This is a genomic window from Polyangium mundeleinium, from assembly GCF_028369105.1.
Classification (GTDB): domain Bacteria; phylum Myxococcota_A; class Polyangia; order Polyangiales; family Polyangiaceae; genus Polyangium; species Polyangium mundeleinium.
In genome coordinates, this window is sequence record NZ_JAQNDO010000001.1 from 8,595,548 (window position 1) to 8,609,138 (window position 13,591).

Annotated in this window: 7 protein-coding genes; 3 read left to right on the plus strand and 4 right to left on the minus strand. The window is 66.1% G+C overall.

Annotation, left to right across the window (positions count from 1 at the left end):
* Nucleotides 1-314: 314 nt before the first annotated feature.
* On the minus strand, nt 315-6,692 hold the full coding sequence (locus POL67_RS34000) for an RHS repeat-associated core domain-containing protein (protein WP_271924774.1): 6,378 nt from the start codon (nt 6,690-6,692) through the stop codon (nt 315-317).
* Between the two features lie 750 nt (nt 6,693-7,442).
* On the opposite strand from POL67_RS34000, the gene POL67_RS34005 reads away from it, so the two are divergent.
* Entirely contained in the window at nt 7,443-8,015 is a 573-nt protein-coding gene (locus tag POL67_RS34005; protein ID WP_271924775.1) for a hypothetical protein, read from the plus strand.
* Between the two features lie 45 nt (nt 8,016-8,060).
* On the plus strand, nt 8,061-8,795 hold the full coding sequence (locus POL67_RS53810; RefSeq protein WP_271924776.1) for an OmpA family protein: 735 nt from the start codon (nt 8,061-8,063) through the stop codon (nt 8,793-8,795).
* Nucleotides 8,796-8,820: 25 nt separating this feature from the next.
* On the opposite strand, the gene POL67_RS34015 is transcribed toward POL67_RS53810, so the two are convergent.
* Nucleotides 8,821-9,381: a helix-turn-helix domain-containing protein gene (locus POL67_RS34015; RefSeq protein ID WP_271924777.1), complete on the minus strand. Its 561-nt coding sequence runs from the start codon at nt 9,379-9,381 to the stop codon at nt 8,821-8,823.
* A gap of 219 nt (nt 9,382-9,600) precedes the next feature.
* On the opposite strand from POL67_RS34015, the gene POL67_RS34020 reads away from it, so the two are divergent.
* Nucleotides 9,601-10,431 (plus strand): mechanosensitive ion channel family protein, encoded by an 831-nt coding sequence (locus tag POL67_RS34020; protein WP_271924778.1) that lies wholly within the window; start codon nt 9,601-9,603, stop codon nt 10,429-10,431.
* 24 nt (nt 10,432-10,455) lie between these two features.
* Here POL67_RS34020 and POL67_RS34025 read toward each other — a convergent pair whose 3' ends face one another.
* The gene (locus POL67_RS34025) at nt 10,456-12,558 is read right to left on the minus strand and encodes a DUF2339 domain-containing protein (RefSeq protein WP_271924779.1); all 2,103 of its coding nucleotides are present in this window, start codon (nt 12,556-12,558) and stop codon (nt 10,456-10,458) included.
* Between the two features lie 40 nt (nt 12,559-12,598).
* Nucleotides 12,599-13,570 (minus strand): aldo/keto reductase, encoded by a 972-nt coding sequence (locus POL67_RS34030; protein WP_271924780.1) that lies wholly within the window; start codon nt 13,568-13,570, stop codon nt 12,599-12,601.
* Between the last annotated feature and the right edge of the window lie 21 nt (nt 13,571-13,591).

Consider the following 13,591-nt stretch of genomic DNA (forward strand, 5'->3'; position numbering starts at 1 on the left):
AGGGCAAGCCCTGGACGCGGGGCGACAGCGCGCGATGCGCGCTGTCGACAGGGAGAACGTTCCTGGAGGATCTGACCGACGTGTCGAGGTGTTTGAGAGCTACGGGTCCTGGTCTCGGCCTCGCAGCCACAGGTAGAGGCTGTGGAGGAGCGCAAGCGTCAACGGGAGAAAGCCGACGCCCACTCCGATCGCCAAGGACCACTTGGCAACCATCTTGAGCGTGGACGAGGGAAGCAGAATCCCCGCCAGCCCCGTGGCCGCACCGACGAGCATGGCCGATCCACTTGTAACCAGTACCACGTTTATAGGCTGCATCACTCGGTCCACATAATGTAGGCTCCTGTGCCAACAGAAACCGAAATAGCTGCGTCGACGGCGTAGAACCCCACCTGGTTCCAGTTTACGCCCGTCCGCGCGAACGTACCAGCGGCCAGATCCAACGTCCCGCTTGCCGAGTACTGGGTACCAAAGCCTCGCTGCCATGCTGTCATGGGCCCGATCGGGATGGGTCGCCTGAACGCTCCGAGCGCAGTCGATGGGATGGGCACCACGGAAGTCGCAGACGACGGTCTCACTCCGGTACGGAGCGTCATCCCGGCACCCGTGTGCCCGGCGGTTGCCCGCGTCGTCACGTAAATACCGTTGCGACCAAGCAGCATCCCGCTCTCGGAGATCGCAGACCCTGCGCCAGTAAGGTGGACAAGCGGTGTTCCTTCGGCTGCGACGGGACCTCCGCCCTTCCCTACCGCCTTCCGCGTGAGCGCCACCAGGACCACTGTGGCGAGGACACCCATCCCCGCCCGACCAACCGCCTCGTAGTTGCCCTTTTCTCCCGCATCGATCCCCTTGATCACCTCTATCGACACGGCGTAGAGCGGGTTCAGGTTGTTCACCTCGTCGAGCACCCGCCCAGCGTCCCAGCCGTGGTCCACGTATCCCGATCCTGGCTGGAAGATGTTCGCCGCGCTCGAACCCATGCCCAAACCACCGGCCCTCATCGCGTTGAGATTCAGAAACCCCACCGCAAGCTCGAGCGGCAGCTCGGTGAGCCTCTCCCCGGCCCCCCAAAGGACCCTCCCGGTAATCCCGAGCCAGCCCGCCTCAGGGCCCGCCGGGCAGCCGGACTGGCCCGCTCCGGCGCAGGGACGCGGCGCCGACCCCGTCCCCGTCGGACAACCCGAAGAATTCGGTCCGTCGTTGCCTTTCCCGACCTCCACGGCCATGACGGCGCTGGTGATCGTCCCCGCCAGGCCCGACTGCGCCATGCCAGAGTAGTCGGCGATCGGCGTCGCGGTGACGCCACCGGACCCACCGAACAAGCCCAGGATCCCATCGTACCAGCTCCCGCCCGGTTTCTCCGGCGTGAAGCCGGAGGGGTCGGTCCAGTTCAGCGGATCGTGCCCGACATAGCCGTACGGATTCTCGTCGAGCTGGGCGAACGGGTCCGGGGTGAGGAACCGCCGCGTGCCGGGGTCGTAGACGCGTCCCCGCATATTGATAAGTCCCAGGTCGTCGTCATGACGATGCCCAGTGAACCCGTTGCGGATATCCTGTACCGGGCCTGCCACCGGGTTGCCTGCGACGTCGACACGCGCCCCGAACGGCTCGTAGTAGCTGCGGCTCGCCGCGATGCCCTGCGCGGTGGTCACATTCACGCTCGCCAGCGCGTCCTGGTGAAGGTAATGGACCTTGCGAGCTTGCTGCGAGGGTCGATAGACGATCTGGGCGATCGGGCCGTCGCTTCCCTGCACGACGAATACGTGGCTCATGCCCGACGATTCCTCGCGGGATTCGTACAGGCCGCCGATCGAGACCGTCATCCCGCCCGGCCCCCACTTCTTCACGCGCTGGCCTGATGCGTCATACTCGAAGCTCGTGGTACCGGCGGGGGTGGTGATCGTCCGCGGCAGGTCGAAGCTCGTGTACGTATATTGGCGCCCGTCGCCGTTGCTCAGGCGTCCGCGCGCGTCGTAAAAGTAGGATTGCGGCGCGTTCGGCTGCGCGTTGTTGTACAGCGCGTGAGGCTTGCCGCCGTTGCCGCTGGTGAAGAGCTCGGAATACGGCGAGATCGCGCTGCCGGAGACACTGACCTCCTGGAGGTTATCGACGTCGTCGTAGGTATATGTCGAGGTGCGGTTCCCCGGGTTCGGGCCACCTAGACCGTAATCGAGCCGCCACTGCTTCAGCCGGTGGTGCCCATCCATGCGGAACACCTCACGTCGGCCTTCGACGAGGTCCTCCCGCAGGTCGACCGAGCCGTTGAGATCATAGTGGTAGTTCAGGTGCAAGACGTCGGTCATCGCCGGCGTGTCGACGACCTTGATCTCCTCGATCCGATTGTTCGGGCCATAGCTCATCGTGGTGGCCCAGTCGCCGCCCTCCGCCATCAGCAGCGCGTCCTCCTGGTTGCGGGCCAGGACGCTCCAAAGGACGTCCGCCGCCACCGTCGGCGACACATCGGCCACCCGTTGCAGGTAGCCGTACTCATTGTACCCATACTCGATCTTCGTCCGACCGAGCCCAGTAACTTCGGGGTACTCCAGCGTCTGGAGCCGGCCGAGGTCGTCGTAGGTCCTGCTGAGTACCAACGAACCAGCCATGCCATTGACATTCCAGATGGCATCCTGGATGTTCCCGTTGGGCTCGTAGGTATAGCTCGTCTTCGTGCCGTCGAAGCTACGGGAGCTCGACAGCTTGCAGATGCCGTTGGGGCTCTGGTCCCAGACCAACTCGGTGTTTCCCTCCCAGGTCGTCAAAAGGGTCACGCGACCGAGATCGTCATGCGTATACGTGGACGTGCCGGCCGCCGTCTGTGACCATTGGACCTCACCGTGCCCGTTGTACTGGACGATCGTCTGCCCGCGGTCGGGGTGGATCGTCTTTTTGGGACGCCCGCGATGGTCGTAGAACATCTGAATCTGGTTGCCGCCGTTGTCGGTGATCGTCTTGATCTGGCCGAAGGGCGCATATTCGATGTTGCTGACGAGGGTCGAGCCCGGCTCCGAGGGCGTCGGCAGGGCGTGGCTCGCCCTACGCAGCACGCGGTCGTCGAAGTCGTAGGTGAGCACCTGCTCATTGCCAAGTGCGTCGTGGTGGACCGTCTGGAGGAAGTCGTACGTGCTGACGCGCGAGGTGAAGTCGGGGAGTGACGCCTCCACGACCCGGTCGAGGCTATCGAAGCGGTAGAACGTCGCGGGCGACACCGCCAGCCCGCCGACGTAGTAGGGACGCGTCTCATAGAAGACGCGTCCCAGGCGATCTCGGGAGACGCGTACGTTCCGCCATTGCCCAGCGAAATCGAGACTGCGGCTCGTGACCCCGCGTCCCTGATCGTCGAGCCAGGTCTCGCTCCTCGCTCCGTCCTCCTGGAAGACCTTCACGAGGGTCCCCTCCCGGAGGCCGCTCTCGATCCACGGCTCGTATTGCGTCGTGCTCCAGTTCCCGGCCTGCGGGATCGCGTGCCGCAGGCGGCCGAGATCGTCGTAGATCCAATGATCCGTCACGCCATTCGGGTCGACTTTCATCGTCGGTACCGAAAGCGTGGGGTGGACCTTCATCGATGACGTGTGGCCATAGTCATTCCAGGTCTGCTTCGGGTGGACCCCCTCGTCGTCGTACTGGATATGCTGGACCCGCGCAGCAGCGCCGCCGGTCGTCGCGGTCACGTCGGTGATCAGGCCCCGGGTGTTGCGGGTGTACGTGATGAGCTGCTGCTCGTCCGCGTTCGAGTTCGGCATGTGCTCGATCGACTCGAGCTGGCCCCACGCGTCGTGAACGTACTTGGTCGTGCGGGTGGTGGTCAGCCCGTCGGGCGCCTCGGCTTCCACTTGCACCTGATCGACCAGACTGATCAGCCAGTCGGCAGGCCGCAGATCGTACGTGAGGGTCGTCGTCCTCCGGGTGCCACCGATGTTGCCGAGCGTCGGGTGCGGACCGCCCAACGTGCGCTCCTCGGAGAAGGTGAGGTTACCGAACGAATCGTACTGCTCGATTCCTTGACGTCGCTTTGCAATCGCAGGATCCAGGGACAGCAGGGACCACCAGGCGACGATGTGGGGCCACGCCGCCCAGTCGATGGACACCTCTTGCTCCCACTCCTCGCTGTTCCACGAGCTCTCCGGGTCAGGAATGACCGAATATCTTCCAGTCCAGTGCTTGTCGAGGAGATAACGATACTTCGTGCGCTTGACCCGGGCATTGGCGCTGCTCAGGTGCGGAATCGCCGCGCCTGACGAGAGCGGCTCGAGGATCGGTACCACCTCAATCGTGTACAACGGGCGGAACGCCAACGGATACACCCCTTGGCTGCTCGATATTATATTGTCGTATTGCGTGATCAGCAGTGCGGGTCGGTCCGGCTGCCACTCAAGCACACGGTTGAAGCCGAGGAAGCCCCGACCGTGACGATCATAGGTCGGGAAGTCGTACGCGAAGTGTCGATCGTGGGGTGTGCCCGTCCGTGATTCGAGCCTGGACACCACGCTGAAGCCGCGACGTACGCAGGTGTTGGGATAGGTTGCACCAGTGCAGCTCGTCGGATCCCAGTTCGGGGCTAGCTCGCGCGTGTAGGTGACGCGCTCGCGCCAGTCCGCGTCCTCATCCCCCACCTCGACGAGGCGATCGGGATCGGGGCCGGCCATGGTGATGGCCTTCATGTGGGTGGCCTGGTTCGCGTCGATCCACACGAGCAGCAGGTCGTCTCGGCCATTGCCGTCGAAGTCGCCGCGGAAGGTGCCCACGTCGAAGGTCGAGCCCGTGCGGTGGGCGTTTGGCGCCTGCGCCCCCGGATTCGGATGGGCGTAATCGACCGTGAGCGAGGCGTCGTTGACCAAGTCGTCGCGGCCGTCGCCGTCGAAGTCGCCGACGGTGACGGTGTCCGACGCGCTCGAGGCGAGCACCTCCTGAAAACCGTCGCCGTTGCGATCCCCGAGCGCCGCGTCGCCGTTGTAGAACTCCACGCGACCGTCGCCGTCGAGGTCCGCGAGGTACTCCTGCCCGTCTCCGAACCACGTGACGTGGGCCCAGAGACCCCACGGGCCGAAACTTCCGTCGCCCAGGTTGCGCGCGCAAGTCCATACCCGCTGGATGTCGTAGTTCGGCTGAGGGAGGGTGCCTCCGGGGCGGCTCCGGCACAAGTCCGGGAGCCCGTCCCCGTCCAGATCCCCGAAGAGGATCGGGTAATGGTCAGTCCAAAATATGGTTTCGTAGCCCGTCACGTGCGGGTCGTTAGGCCATAGGGACGGCATGTCCGGCAGCTTCACCCACGGTTGCAACACACCCGTCGAACCCTGGGGCTTGTACACCCAGTTCTCCCACAACAGGTTCGGGGGCGGGCTCATGGTCCGCGTTCCCACGAGCTCGACGAAGCCGTCGCCGTCGATATCGACGGGCACGGCGTCGGCCGGGGTATCGGTGCTGGTGGCGAAAACGGCCGAGTCGCCGGAGGGAAAGAGATGGCCGTGAAGATCGACCATAAGCGGGTCCGGGTCGGCGTCTCGAACAATGTGGATGTCGTCCTTGCCGTCGCCGGTGCCGTCGAAGATCCGCAAGTCCTCGGCCAAGACCACGTCGGACCGCGTCATCTCCCAGAGCACCTCATAGCTGTCGGAGGCGCCGGGGCTGCGCTCGCCGTAAGTGAACTCGCGCGCGAGGAGGCATCCTTGGGAGGCGCTGCACTTCTTCACGCTCACGAGGAGCGGCCGGCCGGTATCGGGGCTCGATGTGTGGACGAGCTCGTAAGACCACGCAAGCGACGGTGTCCCGCTCCACGGCTCCTCGGTCGGGCCGTACATCTCGATCAAATCAAGCGGGTTCGACACGTCCTGGAAATGGAAGGATTGCTTCGTGACATCCCACACGCGGATGTAGGTGGGCTTGACCTGTGGATCACGCGGTTGATGGTGAAACACAACCTTACGACGGGCCTGCTCGGCTTCGTTCGCGGTATACTCGATGCGCTCGAGCTCGAAATAGAAGTGCGTATAGGGTTCTTTACACTCCGGGTTCGCGACCGGATCCGCCTTCTGAGCAGCCGTGCACGACTCCCAAAGCTCCCGGTGGTCGTAGTAATACCGGACGGTGTTGCCGCGCCGGTCCACCTCTCGCTCGAGGGCCCAGAAGCGCGTATTCGTCCCATCGTATCGCACCGACTTGTAGGTCCGATTGCGCCCGTTCTTGAGGCGGACGACCCAGCTGTCGGGAACGGTCGCCTGCGCGGGCTGGGCCTTGACCTGCGCGAACGAATCTTTCTCGGTGCGGTACTCGCCGGGATTGCCGGTCGGCATGAGCGGCTGCTGATCCAGGCAGAACTGCGAGGGAAAGCCGACATGGCCGTTGGTCGCGAACGTCGGCGCGCACAGCCGGACGATCGACCGGGTCCCCGCGACGGCCCACCCGACCCCCAGGGAGTCGACGCCGGCGCCGCTCGCATAGGTGAGCGCGAGGCTCGGCTGCATCCCCGCGCGGCCCGGCGCAACGTCGAGCGGGATGGTGTATTCATAGCCGCCAGACGCCGATACCGAGGACCTGCCCGGCAGGTAGCCCGTCGCGGGACCAGGGCCAGCAGGGATGATGTGGGGGAGCTCGCTCGATATCGGCGGCGGCTCGAAGGTGTCGGCCTGCTTCGCCGTCTCGACGTGCTCCGCGCGGTCGGAGGGCCCGACGCCCCAGCAACCGACCGGGCCGATAATCATGTTTATGCTCAGGAAGAGGGCCAGCAGGGCGCGGAAGCTGCTGTAGCGAGGAGGCTGTGCAGAGCCGGCAGCCAAGGTGCGTCGGCTCCCTTGCCATTTCGTCTGAGCGGCCATTAGAACGTTTCGTGTCTTCATGCAATCGCTTCAGGTAGGTCGAACATTCGTGCGAATCGATACGTTTGTGCGAACACATGGGCCGGAGTGTTCGGAGGCAACGCGAGGTACACCTCCATGCCAGACCACGTCAAGCGGGACATTCTCCGATCTGGACATATTCCAGCCGTACGACACCAATCAATCCCGCCTGTGGCGCCGATTGTCAAAACCCTGCTCCTGCCACTCAGGCGTTGACAGACCCCCGCGGCACGCTCTGCGCCTTCGATGAACGTGGGTCGAGAGGAGTGCGGGCTGGGTTACCGACGCTTGGGCGGCCCGTCCTGCCTCCGCAGGCTTCCGCGTCAGCGCACGCTGTCGCATCCGTGCCCGCCCCCCTTTCCGCGCCCTTCACCGCCCGAACCCGACGCCCGCCCGTGCTTCGAGACGACCTCCTGGATCATCAAAGGCAGTGACATCGGCTTCCCGGTCGAGGACGCAGTGCTCGAGCGCTGGTCAGCGCCGTTTCCAGGGATGATTATCGATGCGGTGAGGACGGTAAGAGGTCCTGGTAAATATTTTTATCGCTCGAACTCGCGAAAATCGTGACTGTTTTCAAGACGGGGACGTCTATCCTGCTTATCGGAGGTGACGATCTTGAAACGACGCATGTTCTTTCCGCTTTTTGCTCTCGCCCTCGGCCTCGCCGGTTGCAGCGACGACGTGGCCTCCGAGGAAGACGCGCGCCGCGCCTACGAAAGCCTCGACAAATCGATCGACAAGGCCATGCAGCTCGGCTTCCAGGGCTTCAATGCCGCGTCGAGCGCGAACATCGATCCGCAGATGGCCAATGGGGACAGGACGGGCACCCTCACCATCAGCGGCAAGGTGGATCAGGGCTCGTCCCCCAACAAAACCATGACCCTGAACGAGGTCTTGAAGGATTACTCCGACGATGGCGAGGTCACGTACAACACCTCGGGCACGGGCCCGGTCCTCGACCTGAAGCTCAATGGGATCCCCGATGGCACGATCACGGGCACGCTCGTCGGATCGTTCACGATGTCGGGCGCGCTCGAAGGCAACGTGACGCTGGACCTCGAGATCAACGGCGAGCTTCAGCCCACGATGGCCGATCCGATGAAGATCGAGCGCAAGCCGGGGACGACGAAGATCTCCGGGACGGCGACGAGCGAATACGGCAAATACACCGTGAACCTGACCCGCTGACGATTTTCCTTCCCGGCGCGCCCGCCGGCGCGCATCGTTCCTTTCGTGCGCTCGCCTCGTTCGTTCGCCTCGCTCCTCCTCCTCGCCGCGCTCGGATCGGCGTGTGGCGCGACCACGCCGTCCCCCGAGCCATCACCTCCGCCCGTGGTCCTCACGGACAACCCGAAGGCGCCGCCGCCTGCGCCCGTCGCCGCGGCCGAGGAGCCGCCTGCGCCCGTCGCCGCGGCCGAGGAGCCGCCCGCGCCCGAGCCCGAGCCCGAACCCGCGCCCGCGCCTGTACCCGAATCACGCAATCCCGCGGAAATCCTCGCTCCCTCCCCGTGGCTCGCCGGGCCCACGAGCCCCGGCGCGTTCGCGCTCGAAGGCGGCCGGCTCCTCGTCAAGGAGCCCATCGAGTTCGACACGGGCAAAGACAGCCTCAGGGCCACGAGCGGGCCGGCCCTCGATTTCGTGACCGCGTTCCTCCAGGCCAAACCCGAGATCACGCTCTTCCGCATCGAGGGCCACTCCGATAGCCAGGGCAGCGCCCCCCTGAACCTCGAACTCTCGGGCCGCCGCGCGCTCTCCCTCGCCCGCGCGCTCGTCACGCGCGGGGTCGATTGCAAGCGGCTCCTCCCCGTCGGGTTCGGCGAGGTGAAGCCCATCGCCGACAACCGCACCGCGGAAGGGCGCAAGCAAAACCGGCGCATGGAGTTCGTCGTCGCCGCGCTCAAAGGCAGGGCCGTGATGGGCATGCCGGTCGACGGCGGCGGACGTGTCGCCGGAGATCCCTGCTCGTGAAGACGTTTGGCCGGAAAACCGCGCGTCAATCGCCCCGCGCCAGCACGACCACCGAGTAACCGACCGCCGGGACGCGGCCCGGGTTGTGGTAGGAGTGCCGCTGATCGCCGCGGAACACCACGACGTCGCCCTCTTCCACCTGGAACCGCTCGCCCGCGACCCAAAGCTGGAACTCGCCTGCCTCGACCGTGAGGTATTCACGCGTGCCCGGCGTGTGCGGGACACCCGTCATCCGGCCGGAAGGGGCGATCTCGATGCGATCGATCTCCATGCCGGGAATGGCGTCCGGCAGGAGCTTCCGCACCAGGGCTTGTCCTGGCGTGCGCACGGGCAAGGTCTCGCGGGGGTAGTGGCGCGCGACGCTGCGCGGGGCGCTCAAAAGCTCTTCGATGGACACCTGGAGCGCGGTCGCGGCGCGGTTCAGGACCGCGAGCGTCGGGTTCGCCTCGCCGGACTCGAGGTGCGCCCACGTCGCGCGCGGCACCCCGCCGAGCTTGGCCATCTGCTGCTGCGTGAGCCCACGCGCCTCCCGGAGCTGCTTGACGTTTTTCGCGAGCCGACCCGCGAGATCCCGATCCCCATCCATGACCCCGAAGGAAACCAGGTTCCAACCCCTTGGCGCAAGCTCCAACGACTTGGCATCCGCTCCGCCGCGCGCTGAGGACGCGTGTCCTCACCTCCCCTGCGCAAAGTGATGCCTCGCCGCCTCGGATCGAGGCCACTCGCACATCCAGATCGAGCCCTTGTGGAGGGACGTCGGCACGGATACGTTCCGGCACGAGTATTGCTGAGGGGAACATTCATCATGAGCGAAACGATTCAAAAGTACATCGATTTGGCCGTTCAGATCGGCATGAACGTGGGGTTGAAGATCCTCGGGGCGATCGTCCTCTGGATCGTCGGCCGGATCGTGGTCCGCGCGGTGCTCGGCATCCTCGAGCGCAGCCTCCGGGCGCGGAAGATCGACGACACGGTCACGAAGTACATGGGCTCGGTGGCGGGCGTCCTGCTCAACATCCTGCTCATCCTCTCGGTGCTCAGCGTCTTCGGCATCGAGACGACGACGTTCGCCGGCCTGCTCGCGGCCGCGGGCGTGGCGATCGGCGTCGCGTGGTCGGGCCTGCTCTCGAACCTCGCGTCGGGCGTCTTCATGATCGTGCTCCGGCCCTTCAAGGTGGGCGATTACGTCATCGCGGGCGGCGTCGAGGGCACGGTGCACGCGATCGGCCTGTTCGTCACGGCGATCGACACGCCCGACAACGTCCGTACCTTCGTGGGCAACGGCAAGATCTTCAGCGACACGATCAAGAACTTCTCGGAAAACCCCTATCGCCGCGTGGAGCTCGTCGCGCAGCTCTCGGGCGGGGCCGACGTGCACAAGGCCATCGCGGTGCTGAAGGAGAAGCTCAAGACGATCCCGAACGTCGCGAAGACGCCGGCGCCGGACGTCGAGCTGCTCACCTTCACGCTCGCCGGCCCCGTGCTCGCCGTGCGGCCGTATTGCCACACGGCGCATTACTGGGGCGTGTATTTCGCGGCGAACGAGATCATCAACGACGAGATCGGCAAGCTCGGCTTCCCGGCCCCGGCGAACCCGATCCTCATCACCGAGCACAAGAAGGCGGCCGCCGCCTGATTCTCGTTCCCCTCCCCCGCGGCCTCAAGGCCGCCCCTTTCCGGTCTCCCCTGCCCTCGCCTCCACGCGCGCCCGCGACAACCAGAACGTGACGTTCGGCCCGTCGCGGCGACCGGGCGGCATGTTTTGCCGGTCGTAAATCGCGAGCGGCACCTCCCCCTGCATCACCACCTCCGCGCCGAGCGTTTGCCGGAGCTCGCTGCACGTCGACGCATAGGCCTCGTCCTCTGTTTTTCCGAACCAGCACGGCAGGCCCTCATAGAGGTACAGGCAGGCGGGCGGGTCGTGGAGCAGCTCGTCGAGCGGCTTTTCGATCGTCACCTCGGGGCTCACGCCGGGGGCGAACGCGGGGACGACACGATAACGATCCTTGCCGCGATCCTTCCCGCCCGCGCGCTCGCCGATGCGGGCGAACCGGAGCGCCTTCGCCTGCGCGTCCGCGCCGACGTACTCGATCACCGTGCAGCCCTCGGGCACGATCTCGCGGGCCTTTTGCACGAACGCGTGCTCGCGCATCTCGGTGTACCCGACGTCCTCGATCCAACCCCGATGCAGAAGCGGCGCCGCGAGGAGCGCCCCGCAGGCGACGAAGATACCTGCGCGGCGCCGCTCCCAGAGCCACGGCACCGCGATCGCGCCGAGCAGCAGGAAAGGCACGACGAGGTGCAAGTGATACCGCGGGCGCATCGTATCCTCCATGACGAAGGCGTGCGTGATCGTGAAGATCCCGAGCCAGCCGAGGAGGAACACGACGAGCCTGCGCTCGCCCGCGCGATACCCGAGGATCACACCGGCAGCGGCGAGCACCACGAGCACCGGCGGCGTCACGGCGGGATCGGTGAGCACGAAGAGCTTCGGCACGAGGAACGCGCGCCCCGTGTTGAGGAGCCATCCCGGGGAAAAAAGCGCCGTTTGCACGGCCGCCTCGTTCGTCGAGAGAAACACCGGAAACACGAGCGCGCCCATTCCGGCGATGACGAGCACGCCGATCACGCGCCGCACGGGAGGCGCCGACTCCGGGTGGAGCGAGACGACGGCGGCCATGTAGACAACGATGAACAGGATGTTCAGCGGCCGGAGCAGGTAGCCCGTGTACAGCGCAGCCGGCAGGCAGGCGATCGCGACGATACGGAAGACACGCGACGGGTCGCGGAGCCACGCGTGGATGAGCGCGAACGAGAGCGAGGTGATCACGAGCGAGGGGATGAATGCGTCCTCGCAGCGTGAGAAGCGGATGTGTTGCGGCAAGAGCGCGACGGCGAACGCGGCGAAGAGCCCGGCGCGTGGATCCCGGAGGAGGTAGGTCGCGTGGCCGAAGAGCACCAGCGGCATCGCGGCGGCGTACCCGAAGTTCGTCCACGTGATGACGTCGGTCAAGTAAAACGGGCCGCCGGCGCGCGCGGCGATCGCTTCGAGCAACGGGCCGTCGGCGACAGCACGAACGTTCGGCCAAAGGCGCGTCCAGGGCCAGGCGCCGAGGAACGAGACCGGCGAAAGCCAGAGCCGCGTGGCCGCGCCGGCGAAGACGATCGCGGCGAGCGCCCCGCGGATCCACGCAGGCTCGTCCCGCGTGAGCCGCGCGGCAAGGACGGTGGCAAGCGCGACGAACCCGAAGAGCGCGACGATCCCGTCGAGATCGCCCCATTGCCCCGCGGCGTAGGCCGCGACGCGCGCCTGGATCGGGGCCACGCCGGACGAGCGCGGGGCTGCCCTCGGCCGCGGCTCGATCCACAGGCCACCGTGATCATTTTGCGCGAGGGCTCCGAGGAGCGCCGCGACCGCCTTTTCGACCTCGGGATCCCCCGTGGACTCACGCGCGGCCACGAAGCTCGACGAGCGCGGGGCCTCGGGGCGCGCGGCGTCGTCGTCCGGGTGGACGAGAGTGATCCGCGCCTCGCGCCCCTTCGGCTCGCGCAGGCCGACGACGATCCGTTGCTGGTCGATGGAGACGCTCCAGAGCGCGAACCCCGCGGCGACCTCCTTGCCGAGCGTGAAAGGGGCGAAAAGCGCGAGGACGTCTTTCTCGCGCCCGCCGGGGAGCATGTACGGATGCGCGGACGCAGGCGGCGCCCACGAGACGAGCGCGAGGACAAAGAGCAGGAAGGAGAGGGCCCGGCGAAACGTCACGGGCCGAGCGTACTCGATCCCGGCGCCGTTTTGCCGCTACTCACCACGCATAAGCTTCCGGCGCGGCGCCGCCGGGGCCGGGGAAGATCTCGTCGAGCTTCTTCAGGGTCGCCTCGTCGAGCTTCAGGTCGAGCGCGCGCACCGTGCCGTCGAGCTGCTCGATCGTACGTGGACCAATGATCGGTCCGGTCACGGCGGGCTGCGCGAGGAGCCAGGCGAGCCCGACGTCGGCAGCGGGTTTGCCGAGAGCGGCCGCGAGCGCCTCGAATTGCTCGAGTTTTTCGCGGTGCTTGGCCAGGTTCTTTTGCGCGAAATCGGTGGCGAGCCGCCCTTCTCGTTCCTTCTTGAGGGCGCCACCGAGGATGCCGCCCTTGAGCGGACTCCACGGGATCAGGCCGAGCCCGTAGTGCTGGCAGGCCGGGATCACTTCGAGCTCGATCGTGCGGTCGATCAAATTGTAGAGGCTCTGCTCGGAGACGAGCCCCAGGAAATGGCGCGATTTCGCGGCCTCGTTCGCCTGCGCGATGTGCCAGCCCGCGAAGTTCGACGAGCCCACGTAGATCACCTTGCCCTGCTGGACGAGGACCTCCATCGCTTGCCAGATCTCGTCCCACGGCGCGTCGCGATCGACGTGGTGCATCTGGTAGAGATCGATGTGATCCGTCTTCATCCGCTGGAGCGACTCCTCGCACGCCCGCCGGATGTGCAGCGCCGAGAGGCGCGACGTATTCGGCCAGTCGCCCATGCCGCCGTAGACCTTCGTCGCGATCACGGTCTTCTCGCGGCGCCCGCCTCCCTGGGCGAACCAGCGGCCGAGGATCTGCTCCGTCCAGCCCTCGCCCTTCTTCCAGCCGTACACGTTGGCCGTGTCGAAGAAGTTGATCCCGAGATCGTGGGCGCGGTCCATGATGCGAAACGAGTCCTCCTCGCTCGTCTGGGGGCCGAAGTTCATCGTGCCGAGGCAAAGTCGGCTGACCTTGAGGGCCGTGCGGCCGAGTCGGGTGTATTGCATGGCGCGGCACGATACTCCGCG

Excerpts from the sequence above, each read along its gene's own strand:
- POL67_RS34015 (WP_271924777.1), bottom strand. The coding sequence starts at position 9,381 with ATGGATGGGGATCGGGATCTCGCGGGTCGGCTCGCGAAAAACGTCAAG.
- POL67_RS34030 (WP_271924780.1), bottom strand. The coding sequence starts at position 13,570 with ATGCAATACACCCGACTCGGCCGCACGGCCCTCAAGGTCAGCCGACTT.
- POL67_RS34020 (WP_271924778.1), top strand. The coding sequence starts at position 9,601 with ATGAGCGAAACGATTCAAAAGTACATCGATTTGGCCGTTCAGATCGGC.
- POL67_RS34000 (WP_271924774.1), bottom strand. The coding sequence starts at position 6,692 with ATGATTATCGGCCCGGTCGGTTGCTGGGGCGTCGGGCCCTCCGACCGC.